Source organism: Alteromonas sp. KUL106 (assembly GCF_009811415.1).
Lineage (GTDB): Bacteria > Pseudomonadota > Gammaproteobacteria > Enterobacterales > Alteromonadaceae > Alteromonas.
In genome coordinates this window covers 192,084-209,923 of record NZ_BLIG01000025.1, presented here as the reverse complement: position 1 = coordinate 209,923, position 17,840 = coordinate 192,084, and the positions used below count along the sequence as shown (strand labels likewise).

Below are 17,840 nucleotides of genomic sequence, written 5' to 3'. Positions count from 1 at the left end.
GGGACAGCAACACATGGGCTCTGTCGCTTCGCTCGGACTTTAGCCCATGCGTTACTGCCCCTTGTGTGGGTGTTATATCGCGGGATAGTTCAGTGGAAGAAAAGTACTTAGTTATTTACGATGGTGTGTGTAACTTCTGTAATGGAGCTGTCGCCTTTATTTTGAAGCGCGACAAATCTGAACGTTTTATATTCTCACCAATGCAATCAGAATATGCTCAAGAAGTAATCGAACGCTATAAAGTTGATACTGTAGGTGTTGATACTTTTATGTTGGTCAAGAACGGACACGTTTTTCTTTGGTCAGACGCTGCATTAGAAATAGCAAAAGACTTAACTGGGTTCTGGTTTTTATTCGGTGTAACTAAAATATTACCGAGCTCTTTTAGAGACTTCTTCTACAAAATCTTTGCTCGCAACCGTATTAAGCTTTTCGGTGGTACAAAGCATTGTCAGATTCCCGATAAAAAGGTCTTAGGGAGGTTCAGAGGTCTTGCGATATAACAAATAAATAAAGTCACTCGCTGGACAATAACACGCAGGGCAGCTTCGCTATAATGCCCTGAGTGCTATCGCCCGAAAACTTAGCGTTAGGCCTATAGAGGTAAAAAATGATTTCAGAGTCAGATTGGAAACACTTCAAACAAGTTAAGGCAGATGCATTAGATAAATGCTGCCAGCAAATTTTGGACGAATTGCGTGAAGGTATCGATAATCCCGAACTTTCAAATCATGCAAAATATCTTTATTTGTATAAGTTGATGGAAAATAGCGATAAACGTATAGCCAACATATTCGATTACAATGCAAGATCCAAAGCTATGCTTCAACTTGCATTAATGAAATCAGATGGTCTTCTTGACTCAACGCAAGTAAATGGCTTTTCAGATGAGTTACAACGTTTTATTAATAGCCATGAATAACTTATCAATAAGGCCTAACAACTCAATTAACACACACTTCCTTCGTTGGGACGCACACACGCAGGGCGACCTCGCCATTATGCCCTCCGCATCTGTACAAATTAATGAAAAGTTCCCACTATCCGCTTCTGGCACAATTCGGAAGTTTAAAGGCTTCCCCCTAAAGGTCTGCGCCTTGTCTTTTTGCTGCCTGTCGGGTCAAATCGAAACTAAATCTAATATGAAAGCTGAATCTTGAAAATCGAGTAACTTTCTTTTCAGTTCTGAGCTAGTACTACTAAGTCAGGAATTTAACATTTTCTGCATCTCTATTTGAATTGCTACTAGGTTTTACTGCCGGATTACCGTTTTCGGAATGGAATACACTTAAAAAATCATTCTAAGAAGCAATACTCAATGCTGATTTTGAACATAGTTACAGCCTAAGTCTGCTTCTCTTACATCACTAAGCAAAACAATAAAAGACTTTATATCCATTTTCCAAATTCTAATTTTTACCCTATATAAATCGATTTGTGCCCAAATTGGCAAACCGCATACCCATGCGAAGGTATTATACGTTTTTTGAGCAAAAATCTAGTTTTCAAAGGCGTAAAAACGGATCGCGCAGATTCAATTCGTTACATAAAAACACAGCCTATAAGCCGAGAGCATTGTAGCGCAGCTCCAAATGGCCTTTGACATCAAACGGCACAGTCGCCACTCGAGTAATAAAGATACAAGTGTCAGAAACGAGCGTACACTAGAGGGTCAATATGGATTTAACCTTGTTATGGGTTAACGCCAAAGTTTTTTTACATGACTGAATTACATACTCATATCTGAAGCATGGCGCTTCGTGTTACCACCGGACAGAGCTGCACCAATAGTTTCAATCTGTGCTGCTATCGTTTCGCCCACATATGGCCAAAATTCTTTACGGTCAAGAGTACGTTCTCGAATATCTTTAGGGACAAATCTGGACATTTCTCTTTTAAAGTCTGACTTTGTTTCATCCGACGCTAAAATAAAGCCACGGTGAGTCTCTAAATTATCGAAGAATTCATCTTGAGCTTTACCACGCATCTCAAGCTTCTTTTCCACCAGCGACGCTTCAATTGGCACATCCTGTTGGCTTAGCCATGCCAAGTCCCATACGTCGCGGGGTTTAATCCGGCGCTCTCGAAACGCTAACGCAATTAGCTTGTCGGCAAGTATTTCTTTAGCGCTTTGCACAGGAATTGGCAAACCTTCGATTGGTGAGTCTACTTCGTAGAAATTTTTAGCAGGGCGTCGCACCTTGTCAAACGACTCATAGCGGCAAATATCGATGTGCATTTTCTGTGAAGGTAAGTCCGGTCGCCTAGGATTTTTGATTATAGTCACTTTCCACGTAGAGGTGTCACCGTGGTCTATAACAGGCTCGCGCACATTAACGTCCAGCATAAATTTATTTTGTAAATTTGACTCTATATCAGACGATAGTGAGGAGAAGTCCTTCAGTGAAAAGTGCGCTCCCCCAGTGAAATCTAAATCCTCTGACAACCGGTTGGAGCCATAGCAAAGGCGCAGAGCTGTTCCACCGACAAACGTGAGATGTTGCAAAAACCCTTCTTTATGCAAAATATTCAGCAGTTCATGATGTACAATCTCTTTTTCTACGACATCTTCCAAACCTATTAGTTGCGGGTTGTTCTCAATTGCTCGGGTGACTAAAGCACTAATCATTAATGACCTCCTTATTAATCATGTTCACATTCCTCCCGACCCGCTTTAAATCAGCAATCGCCCGCTTTGCTCTGGCCCTAAAAATCCGTGCATCGGGGTCATAATAAACATCTGCCTCGGTCAGTTTTTTACGGCTAGTGTGAGTGAACTCAACGGTCCCATATCGCGTTTCTACTTTGCCACTTCGCCCTTGTGTCATAACCGTAAGGTAACCAAAAGGAACTTGCGATATTATCCCTTGTCTTGAAAGCTCGCTTTCTAAGCTGACGTATATGAATTTATCCCAGTGCAGGCGACAGGCGATATATTCAAGCACGCCTCGCTTTGTTGGCTCATTGTTAGGTAACGTATACATGTCTCGGCAAACTTTCAATAGCCACCCATTTGAAACGCCTTTAGACAGTTTCTTCCGAAAGTTATTATTTACACTTTCTTCTGTCGCTAATGCGATATCATGAGTTGTAAAAATCCCGAAATGGCCGTCTTTGATGGCTTTGTGCAGTTTTGTAGTGGCCTTTAAAGCGAAATTCATCTGCACTTTTTCTCCATATTGGCGAAATTGTGTAAAGATAATAGCATGATTATTTATATTTACATATTTTCACTTTTATGGCGAATTAGTGTAGACATAAAACCTTAGTGATTCACAGCCATTTGACGAAATAGTTTTTTTGTAAATAATTGAGAAAACAGTTAGCAATAAAGAGCTTTAATGGTTTGCAAACCAACTACTATTAAAAGTAGAAGGGCGTCTCTCAACAATATCGCGTTATTCAAAAGCTGGTTGTGTACTTTTGGAGAATCTATCTGCAATTGGTTGCAGCGTCTAGACTTCTATAGACGCCCTACCATTGATGAAACATCACCGACAGTTCAGTTTTACCTGGTTCGCGGCAATGGCCTAGTTCAATTACAGTTAGGGTATACCGATAACCAAAACGTGATTCACGTACTGTCGAAAAATTATTTAGTAACTTGAATTTACATAATAAGCTGTCCGTTTACTTCACTAAGTAAAACTAAAAAATCCACCTCTAGAACTAGAGGTGGATTTTGTTAACGAACTCAATAGTCGAAAAATTTATTAAAGGTTTGCTGTAACCCCTAACACAATGCGTCTGTCAGTTAACCCTTGTGCACAAAGCAACGCACCTTCATTTACACACCACTCAGTACGGTCCTCGCGAAGTAGGTTGATACCATCAAGACCAACGGTGAACGTGTCGTTTATATCATAGCTTACGCTCATATTAAGCTGCGCTCTATCATCAACAATTCGCGGCATATCAAAACTGATCAACTCACCAGTTTTAAATGCTGAACGCCATGTATATCTTGCTCGCACACTGAGATCATACTTATCGTAAAACAACGTAATGTTGTAAGCATTTTGAGATAGATCTTCCAACTCAATTCGTTCTTCTACAATATCGTCAGCTAATGTCGGTGTAGATTGGTTTGTATCCGTACGACCCAACAATTTGTTAAGCGCATTTGCATCCCCAGTAGCAGGACGGAAAGTCTCAATACCGGCGCCTGCCTCTTGATAAGTATAGTTTGCTATTACCCCAAAACCAGACGCCCATCCAAGCTCTTCTTCATATTCAGATAGGTCATGTTGAAACGCAAATTCAATACCAGTTTGAGTCTCTTCATTTGGCAAGTTAATTGTTGTTTGGAGTGGAACACAAATCCCCGTACCAGGTACAGACGACCAAACATTCCTATCAGTGACAGTGGGATTGAATATCCCGCCACCTTCACATGGAGCGGTTATATCCCGCTCAATTTGACCATTCTCTCCAATAGGTTCTTCTGGATTATCACGGACTGCGGCAAAAATATCCGTTCTTTCTTTGTGGAAGACGCCTACGCTTACAAAACTTGAGTCAGAGAAGTAGTATTCGGCAGATAGATCGTAAGAAATAACTTCTTCTGGTGTTAAAGCTGGGTTACCCACTCTTACTGCGGCGCCGGCTCCTCCCGGAAAGTTAATTGATGTTGAAAGGTTATCGAAGTTGGGTCTTCGAATGTCTTTAGCAACACCAGCTCGAATTACTAAATCATCGATAACTTCAGACGCAATATTGAATCTTGGCAGATAATAGTCATAAGAAGCATTTTCTTCGCGCAGGCCAGTTACTTCACCATTCTCTATGTTGTTACCTACTGAAGTGATATCTGTACTAACGTAACGAACCCCAACATTTCCGCGAAAAGTAATATCATTGATATAAAAGAAATAATCTCCTTGCAAATACAAAGCTGTTGTCTCTTCTTCAATATCAAAAAATGAATCTAGCTGAAGCTCAGGTTGTGCCAATGACGGATATGGCTCTGATATATTTCCATTTGCAATTTGAGCAGCATTATTCTCAGCTATGGCGTTATTAATAGCAGTCAAAACTTGGTCTGGGTTGTTAAATGATAAGTCACCGTCTACGGTAAGGTAGTCAGCAATATACAAGCGTCTTCCATCAGCATCATTAAAGTTTGATGGACCAGCAGAAATAATATTTGAAAACAGATCAGCCCTTGGTCTATAGAATGCTGAATTAGGATTAGAAAAGTTTGAGTTAGTATTTATATCATTACTTTCTGCCTTATTTTTATTCCATCTCAATCCTGCTTTAATGCCCGAAAAATACGGGTTTAGATCAGAGATATCGTAATCTCCATCTAATCTAAACGCGGTTTCGGAATTTTCTTGAGTACTTCGACCCACTCCGACACCACGAAGCGCATAGTTAGCTGGGTTTAGCAAGTCTTGGCTCGACGGGCCGAATTCAGCATTTTGAGCTATCCCGAATTGAAGCGTGCGACCCGAAGCATCAAACTCTACAGGTACACCATTATCGATACTCAGCCCCTCGCTCGGTTGTGGGCCGTTTGGATTTATAAAATCGAGCTCTGTATTTAAGCGAGGAAAAACCGAATCTGAGCTCGAATAAGACACTTCACCTTTGAGAGACAGGCGGTCTAACAAAAGATCAAAACCGGTGGCGAATACATCACTGTCTGTAATACGAGAGCCTGTATTAACGCTAGTCCTTAGATTAGGATCGATATTATTGTTGTTAGCATCAACACCTACACCCAGAATTCCTGTTAAAACAGCTTGAACCTCACCTAGAACTAGAGGTCCATTTGGCCCATCAATTGTTCCTAAATCAATAGTTTCAAACGCTGTGTTATCCGTATTGTCCACGACAGCCGTTCCACCGGTACCTGAAATAAATGCTCGAGAGCTTTTCTGTGCGCGTTCTTGACGGTTTACCGTTGCATCAAAATATAACCTTAAATTATCCATCGGCTCGAATTCCAGAGAGCCAGTGAAGTTCTTAGTTTCGTATTCAAAACGTGAAATAACTTGGTCTAAAAACTGCGTTCTTAAAAAAGGGAAAGACTCTGCACTAGCGCTACCAGAATCGGGAAGTACTTCCCTGTCCCTGTCGAAACGTGGGTCAAACGAAGCAACCTGTTGCTCAGCGTAGCTACCAGTGAGAACCAAACCGACTCGCCCATAATCGGTGTCAAAGCTATCTCCAAAGGTTGCAGATACTCGCGGCGAAGTAGCATCTGCCAAATCACTGTTTTCCGCTTGAGCACGAATTGAAATCAGTTGCTCGTTTAAACTAAGGCCTCTAAGTGTACGTAGATTTATCGTTCCACCTACAGAGCCCTCGACAGTTTCTGCTGTAGGCACTTTGATAACTTCTAGTGACGAAATCAGTGCTGCTGGAAGATCGTCAAAACTAATACCTGAACGGCCGTTTCCACTTCCGACAGTGGATACACCGTTTATCTCGACTCGGTTTGCGTTTGTACCTCGTATCTGTACACCCGTTCCCACCCCAGCAGTTCTGTCGATCTGAACACCCGTGACATTTTCTAATACTTCCGCCAAGTTCTGATCTGGCAACTTACCAATATCCTCAGCTTGAATAACTTCTTTTATACTATCCGCAGAGCGCTTTTCCGCCAAAGCACTCGCGAGCGCACTCCGAATTCCTCTAACCTCTATTACTTCAGTCTGTTGATCGGCATTCTCATTCGCGCCTTTATCCTGCGCGAGCGCTCCTGCAGAATAGCAAGCAATAGCTGATGAGATGGCGACAGCCAACCGCAACTTTTTCGTACTAACATATGACATGTATCCTCTCCCTAAAACAATCATTATCAATCATTAAAGGCGCAAGATAGATCACAAGTTAATCAATATCAACTAATATGTTACTTTAATGTTAATATATGAAAATGCTTATGGAAGACTTTTAAATTAATAAAAACACCATAATTCATTAACTTAAAGTTAGTTAAAAACTTATATCCATAACGTTTCGCGTTAAAAAATATTGCAAGCAAACTCAATTTAATGCAATATCACTCAATACTAGTCACACCATTGATTGATATTAACAAGTGCGTACGCTTACAAACAACGCCCGAGCATTTGGCTTATCACCAAGTAGAGGAAAGAGTAAATGTTTAAACATAAACCAATCTATTTAGCGGCGGTTGTTCTTGGGTTATCTGGTATAACAGCGTGCTCGTCTGAAGTACAAAATACAGTGAAAATAGACACTCCCACAGAATCAAACCAAGTTAAGGCATACGCTAAATTTGTACCTGAAAGGCGTGACGATTTCGCATGGGAAAATGATAAGGTTGCCTTTAGGGTTTATGGCCCTGCCGCCCCTTTAGCTGGTCACGCTAGTGGCGTGGACGCGTGGTTAAAGAAGGTCGATTATTCAATTATTGATAAGTGGTACGACATGCATTTTAGCGGTCAGTCGTATCATGAGGACAGGGGTGAAGGTTATGACCCTTATCATACGGGCATTAGCCGTGGTGTTGGAGGGTCAGCAGTATGGATTAATGAAACACCGTACTACGGTCATAACTTTACTCATTATGAAATTCACGAAAACAATTCTGATGAAGTTAAATTCACCCTCTTCTATAAATTCGAAACACCAATTGGAATGGTTGAAGAAGTTAAGAAGGTCTCGCTTGCCCTCGGTTCACGAATGTACAACGTCCATTCAACTTTCTACTTAAATGGAACGCCAGCGTCAATTCCTATCGCCATAGGTATAGCTACGCATGATGAAAAAGCTGCTGTATATAAAAATCAACAAAAAGGATGGATAGCGGCTTGGGAGGAGATTGATAATCAAGGATTGGGTACAGCGGCAGTTATAGCACCAGATAAAGTTGGTAATATCATTCATACGCCTTCTGAAAAGAAAGACGAGAGCCACATTTGGCTAATAACTCAATCATCAGCAGAAGGTGAGCTGAACTATCAAGCAGGTTTCGCTTGGGAAGGTGATAGAGAGATTACCACTGTGGACCAATGGAAAAAGTACTTAAATAGCTTAGAGGACTAATAGATGGAAAAAGTCGCCTTTGTAATGACGCTAAAACCTGGATATGAACAAGAGTATAAAAAGCGACATGACGAAATATGGCCTGAGCTGGTAGAAGAGCTAAAAAATGCAGGTGTATCAGACTACAGCATTTTTTATGAAGAAAGCTCAAATAAGCTGTTTGCAGTGTTAAAACGCGAAGACAATCACACCATGGATTCGCTGCCAAACAACCCCGTAGTTAAGATGTGGTGGAAGCATATGGCAGATATAATGGACACACACGAAGATAACCAACCTATTGCTACAGATCTAAGAAAGGTTTTCCACCTAGAGTAAAACCTTTTAAACCTACCTAAACGCTGCCGGTGTAAATCTAACAACACTAAAACACCAGCAACATACTTAATATGCGAAAGGGAACGGGCTTTTTTAAAACATATCAGTTAACGACAGAGAAGTTTACTGAATGAGTTATCTCATTCTCCTATAGCTTTGAAAAGGAGAGTTAGTTGAAAATCCTAATTTTAAATGAAGCCTTAGAGCAGAGGCCCCACGGGCATGTGGATAAGCGCTGCGCGGTTTCCTCACAAACTATTGCCAAGCTTGTCAGAAAAGGTATAGAAGTCTATATCGAAGAAGGTGCAGGTCTACTTTCACATTATACAGATGAAGACTTCGCAAAAGCTGGTGCTAACGTTGTTGCCGATATTGCAGAAATAGCCGAGCAAGTAAACATACTCGCTTGTGTCAATGCACCGAGAGAGTCAGTCATTGAGAAACTGTCTGCTGGTACAGTCGTCATCGGACACTTAGATCCATTCTTTAACGAAGCGTTAGTGACTAAATTAGCAAATGCTAATTTGACCGCACTTTCCGTTGAAATGATCCCAAGAACCTCCAGAGCGCAAAAAATGGACGCATTAAGCTCGCAAGCGAGTTTAGCCGGATATGCAATGGTGATGAAGGCCGCAAACTCACTACCTTCAATACTACCAATGATGATGACGCCTTCAGGAACAATTAAGCCGGCTAAAGTGTTCATCATTGGCGCAGGCGTTGCCGGTCTGCAGGCTATTGCTACCGCAAAGCGTCTGGGGGCAAATGTGTTAGCGTATGACACGCGCCCAATTGTTGCCGAACAAGTAGAATCGTTAGGCGGTAAATTTTTGAACGTTGATATAGGTGAAACGGGCCAAACAAAAGACGGTTACGCTAAAGAACTCTCTGACGAGCAAAAAGCATTGCTCGCACAAGCTCAAAAAGAAGCAATAACAAGTTCAGACATCGTTATTACTACCGCGCAGTTATTCGGTCGCAAGCCGCCTGTGTTGATATCTAAAGACACATTAGCATCTATGAAACCTGGTAGTGTGGTAGTTGATATGGCTGCAGTCTCTGGCGGAAACGTGGAGGGCTCTGAACCAGGAAAGACCATTGTATTGAACGACGTGACGATTATTGGAGACGGCTTCTGGAGTGAAGGTGTATCGAAGGCTGCGACTGATATGTACGCGAACAACATTTACAACTTGCTGGATGAGTTTGCAAAGAACGAACCTATCAAATTCGAATTATCGTTTGAAGATGACATCCTTGATGCAGCCGTCATTACGCATGATGGACTAGTTCGAAATGACATGTTGTTAACCGCGTACAAAGGAGCCTGAAAATGGAAACTATTTATTTACTATTTATTGTATTACTCGCCGCATTTCTCGGGTTTGAACTTATTCGTAAAGTTCCTGCCACGTTACACACTCCTTTGATGTCTGGTTCAAATGCTATTTCAGGTATTACCCTGGTAGGTGCTTTGGTCTCATCTGGTTCTGATAATAGTACTTTGACAACAATTTTGGGTACTGCAGCCGTAACGTTAGCAAGTATCAACGTTGTGGGCGGTTATCTTGTCACCGATCGCATGCTTGGCATGTTTAAAAAGAAAGATAGTAACTAAGAGAGCGCTAAACATGACAATCGAAACACTAATAAACCTTGCCTACGTGCTAGCAGCAGGGCTTTTTATCTTTGGTCTTAAACTACTTAGCCACCCATCGACTGCACGTAAGGGAAATTCTGTGTCAGCGGTAGGTATGTTTGTCGCTGTAGTGGTTACTTTGCTCGACCAACAAATTATCAGCTACCACTACATTTTCATTGGCATTCTAATTGGCGGTCTATATGGTGCATGGAAAGCGCGTAGTGTACAGATGACACAAATGCCGGAAATGGTCTCCCTTTTTAATGGTTTTGGTGGTGCAGCTTCGTTGCTATTAGGATGGGCGACAGTGAGTGGCATGGACATGAGTTCATCTACTTATAATCAAGCTTTTGTTTTCATTACTGTACTTTTAACGCTGTTAATTGGCGGGATTACGTTTTCAGGTTCAATAGTTGCTTGGGGAAAGCTTTCCGGCAAACTCTCTTCAAAGGCGTTTATTTTCACTGGGCTGAGGGAGTTAAGTATTTTTCATTTGGTCGCTATGGTTGCACTGGGGTATCTCTTTGTTGCACAGCCTACTAATGAAATTTGGTTATATTGCATTATTGCATTAGGGCTTAGCTTTGGGTTATGGGCGACTATCTCTATAGGTGGCGCAGATATGCCTGTAGTAATCGCGTTACTAAACAGCTATTCGGGTATTGCCGCTTCAGCAGCAGGCCTCGCGGTGGGTAATACCATCTTGATCGTAACCGGTCTGTTGGTTGGCGCCTCAGGATTAATACTCACGAATATAATGTGTAAAGCGATGAATAGGTCGCTGATGAATGTTTTATTATCCGGTTTTGCCAAACCTATCGAACAAGGCGAGGTTATTACTGGCGAAATAAAAGTTCTTTCTCCACAAGATGCATTTTATGTTCTTGAGGCTGCGCAAGCCGTATTGGTAGTGCCAGGCTATGGAATGGCCGTAGCTCAAGCGCAACACGCTGTTAGAGAACTTCATACTCTTCTGGAAGAAAATGGATGTACTGTAGACTATGCCATTCACGCGGTAGCGGGGCGTATGCCAGGTCACATGAATGTGCTATTAGCGGAGGCTGATGTTCCCTACGATCAGCTTTACGAAATGGATGAGGTTAATCCTCGAATGGAAAATTATGACGTAGTTATCGTTATTGGCGCTAACGATGTTGTCAATCCGGCTGCAAAAGAGATGAAGGGAAGCCCCATTTACGGCATGCCTGTTATTGAAGCTTACCGTGCGAAAACTGTATTTGTGCTAAAGCGTTCAGCTAACGCCGGCTTTGCTGGTGTCGACAATCCGTTGTTTTTTAAAGATAACACACGGATGATTCTTGGCGATGCTAAAGAAACAATTAACAGCCTAATTCGCGAATTTGGCGATTAATTACTTCAGTGTCTCCAGGCTCGTGTTTGATATTCACGAGCTTTTTTAACTTCTCTGTGGGTGCATCACAAGCATGTCTTATTCTTCCCTTGGTCAGCTTTTTGGTGTGCTCGCTTTTTTGGTGGCGCTTTATTCTTTTACGCAAAAAAGTGATATAAAACTTAAGATAAGTCTAATTGTGATGTTCTCATTCCAAACAGCTCACTTTTTCTTCTTAGGATCAGTAACCGGAACTATCGCTAACCTTCTTAACTTTTTTCGTACGATCATATCGCTCAAAACGAATTACAAATATATAGGTATTGTATTTATTACGATAAATATTGTTTGGGGCGCATTTAACGTCAACCAGCTTATAGACATTTGCCCGATATTTGGGGCGTGCTTTGGTACATACGCTATCTTCTATGCTTCTGGCATAAGAATGAGAAAACTTTTTATTTGTGGCGCCGCTTTTTGGCTCACCAACAACATCTATTTAGGCTCTGTTGGAGGAATATTGCTTGAAGTGAGTGTAATAGTGACCAATATCATTACCATATACCGATTGCGCAACGATGATATCGGAAGGAATTAAAGAAGCTTGCGGTAACTAGCCACAAGCTACATGGATTCTGTTGAAGATGTTATTGAATTATCTTGCGGTCCTCTAGCACATACCAATCCTCGATTTCTTTTAGCAGCTCATCAACCTTGTCAGGATATTGGGAGGCTAAATTTTCCTCTTCAAATTCGTCATTAGCGAGATTATAAAGTCTTGGAGCAACTAAGAACTCGTCATGATATTTCTGATAACTAGCGTTTTTACCGTCATAGCTAACAATCAATTTCCAATCGTCTTTAATGACCCAGCGGTAAAGCAATGTAGACTCAACGTCGTTTAGGTCATCCATATCATGCGCAAAACCCTCACCAAATATTGACTCTCTCTCGATATCGCTACCCGTAACTAGAGCATCGTACAAATTAATGCCTGGCAGTTCACTAGGGACGTTTATACCTGCAGCACCTAAAATAGTAGGAACAATATCAATACTGCTCACCCTTTCCTGCCTAAACGTAGATTTAAACTTATTCGGTAATGAGTAAATAATAGGGGTACGAACGCCACTTTCATTTGGGCTTTGTTTCGACTTTGGCAAAAATCTATCGGTCTGTTTTGGATTAGTAATCCACCCGTTGTCAGAAACATAAACAATCAGTGTATTATCTTTCAAACCACGTTTTTCAAGATGGCTAAATAATTGTCCATTCGTTTCATCAAACCATTCGATCATTGCGTAATATTTAGCGATAGATTCTGGCAAATTATACTTTTCGTACTTTGACAATATGCGTTCAGGAGGCGTGTGGGGCGAGTGAGGCATAAAGGGCGCATACCATACAAAAAACGGTTTATTTACCTCATGAGTCTTATCGATAAAGCGAGTAATAGTATCCACTCCCTCACGACCTATCTTCAAGCCTTCATCACCATGTCGACCACCTGGATTCGGAAATCCTTTTGTCATACCTTCATCAAAACCGCCTCGTTCGTAACTGCCTTCCCACCACTTTCCGGTCTGTAGAGATACGTAGCCTTTTTCTTTTAATAATTCTGGTAAGGTTTTAACTTCATCAATCTTTGCGATAATTTGCGAGCGAAGCTGTTTATATTGCTCTCCTTGTTTTCCTCCTGGAGTTTCTCTGGATGGGTCGTTTCCAGTAATTCCGTGTTGACTAGCGTAAAGACCTGTTGCAATTGTAGCTAGAGAAGGTCTACAAAGGGATGTGGGAACATAGCCTTTACTAAACGTTACCCCTTCTTTTGCTAAATTATCCAAGCTTGGTGTATTAACGATCTTATGGCCCATGAAACTATAATCATTCCATGCGTGGTCATCAGATAGTATCAACAGAATATTTGGTGGTGCTGGCTGCTCGGCGGCATTAGTTATCACATTTTGTTTAGTTTGGTTGGCACAGCTTGCTAGAGAAAATAAGACAATCGCACAGCTTGTCAAACGCAACAGATTTTGTTTTATTTTACTTTCGTATGAGAGCATTTCAGATTCCTTTATTTGTATATTAGTTAGCACTGCGCTTTTTATTTAACCTTTCAATAAATCATTCATTGAGTATATCGAGTGCCAGAAAAACCTCTGTTTCAAATAGATTTCTTCCTTCCTCTATTACATTTTGAAAGGTGAGATCTCAAAATTGAGAATTGCAGATACAAAAAAGCCCCTAGCCAACGCGCGTAAAACTAGGGGCTGAAGTACAAACGTTTCTATTTATTCCATTTCAACATTTCTGACGCTGCTAACAGCACAGCACCAGTGCCGTATAGCTGCGAGTCAGACTCTTTTACAGGGTCAGGACTCTTTCCAACGTGCTGAACCCAATGAACGCGGCCATCGTCAGAAACCGCTTTCGTAATTGCTTCCCAACCTTTTTCTACAATCTCTTTTGAACGTTGGTCAGTCAAAATACCGTTGTTAACGCCCCACGCAAGGCCGAAAGTAATAAATCCTGTACCACTCACTTCTGGTGTTTTTACCTTATCTGGGTCCATTAAAGAGGCTGGCCAGTAGCCGTCTTCTTTCTGAAGCGCCATCAATCCTTCCGCATTCTTTTTATAAAGCTCGATATAACGTTCTTTGGAGGGGTGTCCTTGCGGCAACTCTTCGATAATCATCGGAATAGCAGCAAAAACCCAACCATTGCCCCGCCCCCAAAAGACTGGCTCTCCGTTATCGCTCTTCGCATCAAAATAGCGGCTGTCTCTATAAAACAAGCCGTACTCATCAGAGAAAAGGTAGTCTGCCGCTGCCCAAAATTCATTGTCACCGTACTCAAGATATTTTGGGTCGCCGGTAACTTTCGTCATTTGGGCCCATGCACGAGGTGCCATAAATAACGCATCGGCCCAACACCATCTTAGTTGGCAGTTCCCTTCCAAATGATATTTACCTGTACTCGACTCACTATCCCCCATTTCTAATCCGACTTCAGGGGGCTTACTCAAAATCATGTCGAACACTTCTTTGGTAGGCCCATATGCTTTTTCAATACCTTCACGCTCAGCGAGCCAAAGATAAGTTTGAGCAATCGCGTGGTCATCTGCATGATAAGGACGCTCAAGAATTAATTCGTAGCTCTCTCTTTCAGCGACTTCTTTTACAAAATTCTTTAACTTCTCGTCATCAGTAGCATCAATCCAGCGGGTCAAACCAATGTAAAATGCAGCTTGAATCCAAAACTTTGCATTTTCAGATTTAGCGCGATGCGACTCAGGTATATAGTCCAAGTTGCCAAACTGAGCTATTTGCCAGTTCGCTGCATTTTTTCCTATACGCAACGCTTCAGATTGAATGTCCTGCTCGGCCTCAACCTGCGCTGATTCCATTTGTTTCACAGATTCAACTTCTACGTTTTTTGTCTTTTGCTCTGTTGACTCACCGGAGCATGCACTTAATCCTATAGCTAAACTCACCGCAATGGCTGAAAATTTTAATTTTGTGTGATTCATCGTTACTCTCAATTAATTTTTTGCAGTCTGCTTCCTAAAACCCAGGAGCAATTAACATCTATGGGGGTTTACATATCCATTTTTTTTGAAGCATTGAGGCTGCTCAAAGATCGCGGTACCGGACCATCTTCACCGACCAGATAAATTTTTATGTTTTCATCACTCTCTTTTTCAGCCACTAGCATTTGTGCCTCTGGATGCGCGTTCTCGATTAGTGTTGTGATAGCGAAACTAGCATTTTCTTTTCGTAGCACAGTTGATGATTCTGAGAATGAATTTCCGTTATTATTGCTGTTCCACCACGACAAAACCGCGTCCCCGTCCTTTTCGTAAGCAACGAGGTAGCGAATATCTTCAGGGCCGTTGACTAGAAAGTCACCACGAGATACACCTTCATATCCATCGATGATTTTTTCGCCGCCTAACCACTGCTTACCGTCCCACCAAACATGTCTAGTTTGTTTAGGCCCACCAGCCTTCTGGCCTATATCCACGCCAGCGTTAATAGCTATATGAGGGTTACCTTTACTATCGAGGTGTGAAGTACCATTAAATGTCCAAAGCTCGCCCGTTTTCATTGCTAACGTTTTCTCATCAGCCATTTCCTTGGTAACCGGCAGAGACAAAGCCTCGCCTTTCACATTGCTCCATTCATTTGTCTGCGTGTTGAACTTCATGAAGTAAAGGTCGTGACGCTCTGGGGTATGCCCTCTATCATCCCTACCAGCATCACTATCCCAGCAAATATGATAATCGTAGGAAACGATTAGGTTATCTCCTTCCCCTTTTCCGACCCATGCGTACCAGCTATCCACAGCCTTTAAGTCTGTGCGACGTTTGTGCTTAAGAAATGACACAGGCGCAGAGAAAGTTCGCCCGTTGTCAACAGACTTCTGATACACCCAATCACTACGGTGAGCTCCATGACGGAAAAACAGATAAATATCGCCATTGTCCATTTTGACTACTTGGTTATAAGTACCGAAAGGCGTGATATTATCTAAGTCTTCCCATTCAGTAATGTCGTAAGGACGTTTCGAAACCGCATGTTTGTTTGCACCAACATGAGTATTACCCAGAGAATTGTGACCGTCTGATTTATGGCCGCCATGGCCACCATAAAAAATGTGGATATAGCCTTCGTTATCAATAAGCATGGTTGGTTTACCATGGTTATCGAACTTCTTGCCACCATCGCGCCGACCTAACTCGCTGGTCCCCGCTTTGAAGGGGCCTTTCCACTCTTTGGTTCTGTGATCATATGTGGCAACAAACGGATCTTCTTTAGGTCCTTGATAAGACACATAGGTAATACCGTTTTGGTGTATGGCCGCTGGATGCTGAACAATTGCGAGAGGGTTACCTACTGCGTTGTCTGCAAAGTACTCTACAAACTGAGTGTTTTCAGAGGCTGTAGGACCTACTTTACTCGTTTGCATAGCACAGCCAGATAGAACTGCTCCGCTCATTAAAGCTACACTGAACGCTAGTTGCGTTTTCTTGAGTAAAAATTGACGTTTTAACATCGTATCTATCCCCGTCACTTTTCTACTAATCTTTGTTTTCTTCAAATAGCGCCAAAAACTCGCTGGCAATATCTGGATTTTTCTTCGAAAGATCACGTAACTCAGCAGGGTCTTTTTCAATATTGAACAGTTCAAGTGGCGCATCGTAGCCATAGCGGACCGCTTTCCACTCGCCTTTACGAGCCGCTTGATAGGTATCTCCAATTACGCCTGAGTTAGGATCACCTACCTGCTTCGAGAACTCCCAATAGAGTACTCGCTCACCCATTTCGCTGGGTTCAGTTTTTAAAAGCCCTACAATTGATTTACCGTTGGTTTTAACTCTGGGAACCATGTTTAGATTTACGCCCGCAAGCTCTGCTACAGTGGGCATAACATCTGCAAACAGCCAAGGTGTATCGTCTATCCGACCCGCTTTAATGCGTTCTGGCCAGTGAACAATCATTGGGACGTGGATACCACCATCGTATAAATCTCGCTTCATACCACGATATGGCTCAGAGGCTTTTAAGTATTTAGGGTCTGCGCCACCTTCATCATGCGGGCCATTGTCAGACGTAAAAAAGATAAGCGTATTATCGAGTTCACCCATTTCGTCTAACTGTGTAACAATTTGACCAACATAGTGGTCAAGTGCTGAAACCATGCCTGCCAATGTCGCGTTTGGTTTCTCAACAGGTTCTGGGTAGTATGACGCATACTTGTCAGCTGGATTGCCACCTTTCATACCTGTATAGGGTGTTTCGGCGAATTTGTACTGCTCACTGAACGTCTCTGGTACACCTAATTCAGCATGTGGCGACGAGTAAGCAAGCATGATAAAGAATGGGTTTTCTCGTGGCTGCTTTATATATTCAATAGCTTCCTTCGTAAAAAGCTCCTGAGCATAGGCGCCTTTTTTGCCTCCTTCGTTTTCAGGGACGCGAATTTTCTTACCGTCTTTCCAAACGATATGAGGGTACTGACGATGGCCCTCAAGGATTGAATAAAACCCGTACCAAGTATCGAACCCCATGGCATGGGGGTCTGTAACACCCATTTGTGAACCAATAGAATATTTACCAAATAACGCCGTATCGTAGCCGCCATGTTTTAATACGTGCGCTAGCGTTATATCCATTTCTGTCAACTGAACAGTGTTTGAATTGTTTGTCATTAAACGGCCATCTCGCCCTGTAAATAAAGAAACACGCGATGGAGAACACACTGTATTTCCTGCATACGCTTGGTCGAAGCGAATACCATTAGAAGCAAGCTCATCTAGGTTTGGCGTCTTAATAGGCGTATTGCCATAGGCACCGACTTGGTTAAAGCCCAAATCATCTGTAAGAATGAATAGAATATTGGGTTTGTCCTGTGCAGCTACACTAGAAGAAAGAGATGTGAATAAAGCACCAAGTACGCTTATAAGACTAAACCTAAGTTTGTTCATGGTATTTCCTAATTAAG

General features: G+C 42.1%; 15 protein-coding genes. 8 read left to right on the top strand and 7 right to left on the bottom strand.

All coding sequences use genetic code 11. The features are described from left to right. Positions 1-503, top strand: a 503-nt coding sequence (locus tag GVO63_RS09835) for a thiol-disulfide oxidoreductase DCC family protein (RefSeq protein ID WP_236552112.1), incomplete at its 5' end; no start/stop codon positions are given. Positions 504-610: 107 nt separating this feature from the next. Next, positions 611-922 (top strand): hypothetical protein, encoded by a 312-nt coding sequence (locus GVO63_RS09830; RefSeq protein ID WP_159495500.1) that lies wholly within the window; start codon positions 611-613, stop codon positions 920-922. Positions 923-1,729: 807 nt separating this feature from the next. On the opposite strand, the gene GVO63_RS09825 is transcribed toward GVO63_RS09830, so the two are convergent. The 3 genes from GVO63_RS09825 to GVO63_RS09815 all read right to left on the bottom strand — a co-directional run bounded on the left by GVO63_RS09825 (position 1,730) and on the right by GVO63_RS09815 (position 6,782). After that, positions 1,730-2,629: a nucleotidyl transferase AbiEii/AbiGii toxin family protein gene (locus GVO63_RS09825; RefSeq protein WP_159579489.1), complete on the bottom strand. Its 900-nt coding sequence runs from the start codon at positions 2,627-2,629 to the stop codon at positions 1,730-1,732. Beyond that, complete coding sequence (locus GVO63_RS09820) at positions 2,622-3,161, bottom strand: type IV toxin-antitoxin system AbiEi family antitoxin (RefSeq protein ID WP_159579511.1); 540 nt, start codon at positions 3,159-3,161, stop codon at positions 2,622-2,624. The genes GVO63_RS09825 and GVO63_RS09820 overlap by 8 nt, the downstream gene beginning before the upstream one ends. A gap of 552 nt (positions 3,162-3,713) precedes the next feature. After that, positions 3,714-6,782 carry a TonB-dependent receptor gene (locus GVO63_RS09815; protein WP_159579487.1) on the bottom strand — a complete coding sequence of 1,023 codons (3,069 nt, stop codon included), beginning with the start codon at positions 6,780-6,782 and terminating at the stop codon, positions 3,714-3,716. Between the two features lie 331 nt (positions 6,783-7,113). On the opposite strand from GVO63_RS09815, the gene GVO63_RS09810 reads away from it, so the two are divergent. The 6 genes from GVO63_RS09810 (at position 7,114) to GVO63_RS09785 (ending at position 11,931) form a co-directional block, all read left to right on the top strand. Then, complete coding sequence (locus GVO63_RS09810; RefSeq protein WP_159495395.1) at positions 7,114-8,022, top strand: DUF4861 family protein; 909 nt, start codon at positions 7,114-7,116, stop codon at positions 8,020-8,022. Between the two features lie 3 nt (positions 8,023-8,025). Next, on the top strand, positions 8,026-8,340 hold the full coding sequence (gene rhaM / locus GVO63_RS09805) for an L-rhamnose mutarotase (protein ID WP_159495394.1): 315 nt from the start codon (positions 8,026-8,028) through the stop codon (positions 8,338-8,340). Between the two features lie 173 nt (positions 8,341-8,513). Continuing rightward, positions 8,514-9,671 (top strand): NAD(P) transhydrogenase subunit alpha, encoded by a 1,158-nt coding sequence (locus GVO63_RS09800; RefSeq protein WP_159579484.1) that lies wholly within the window; start codon positions 8,514-8,516, stop codon positions 9,669-9,671. Positions 9,672-9,673: 2 nt separating this feature from the next. Further along, positions 9,674-9,958, top strand: a complete 285-nt coding sequence (locus GVO63_RS09795; RefSeq protein ID WP_159495392.1) for an NAD(P) transhydrogenase subunit alpha — start codon at positions 9,674-9,676, stop codon at positions 9,956-9,958. A gap of 13 nt (positions 9,959-9,971) precedes the next feature. Beyond that, positions 9,972-11,354 (top strand): NAD(P)(+) transhydrogenase (Re/Si-specific) subunit beta, encoded by a 1,383-nt coding sequence (locus tag GVO63_RS09790; RefSeq protein WP_159495391.1) that lies wholly within the window; start codon positions 9,972-9,974, stop codon positions 11,352-11,354. A 73-nt stretch (positions 11,355-11,427) separates the two neighbouring features. Further along, entirely contained in the window at positions 11,428-11,931 is a 504-nt protein-coding gene (locus GVO63_RS09785; RefSeq protein WP_159579482.1) for a YgjV family protein, read from the top strand. A 49-nt stretch (positions 11,932-11,980) separates the two neighbouring features. On the opposite strand, the gene GVO63_RS09780 is transcribed toward GVO63_RS09785, so the two are convergent. The 4 genes from GVO63_RS09780 to GVO63_RS09765 all read right to left on the bottom strand — a co-directional run bounded on the left by GVO63_RS09780 (position 11,981) and on the right by GVO63_RS09765 (position 17,823). Then, complete coding sequence (locus tag GVO63_RS09780; protein ID WP_159579480.1) at positions 11,981-13,399, bottom strand: sulfatase; 1,419 nt, start codon at positions 13,397-13,399, stop codon at positions 11,981-11,983. Positions 13,400-13,623: 224 nt separating this feature from the next. Continuing rightward, complete coding sequence (locus GVO63_RS09775; RefSeq protein WP_159495388.1) at positions 13,624-14,865, bottom strand: glycoside hydrolase family 105 protein; 1,242 nt, start codon at positions 14,863-14,865, stop codon at positions 13,624-13,626. Between the two features lie 68 nt (positions 14,866-14,933). Beyond that, a complete protein-coding gene (locus GVO63_RS09770; RefSeq protein ID WP_159495387.1) occupies positions 14,934-16,391 on the bottom strand; it encodes a BNR-4 repeat-containing protein in 1,458 nt (485 codons plus the stop codon). Positions 16,392-16,416: 25 nt separating this feature from the next. Further along, positions 16,417-17,823: a sulfatase-like hydrolase/transferase gene (locus GVO63_RS09765; RefSeq protein WP_159579475.1), complete on the bottom strand. Its 1,407-nt coding sequence runs from the start codon at positions 17,821-17,823 to the stop codon at positions 16,417-16,419. Positions 17,824-17,840 lie beyond the last annotated feature (17 nt).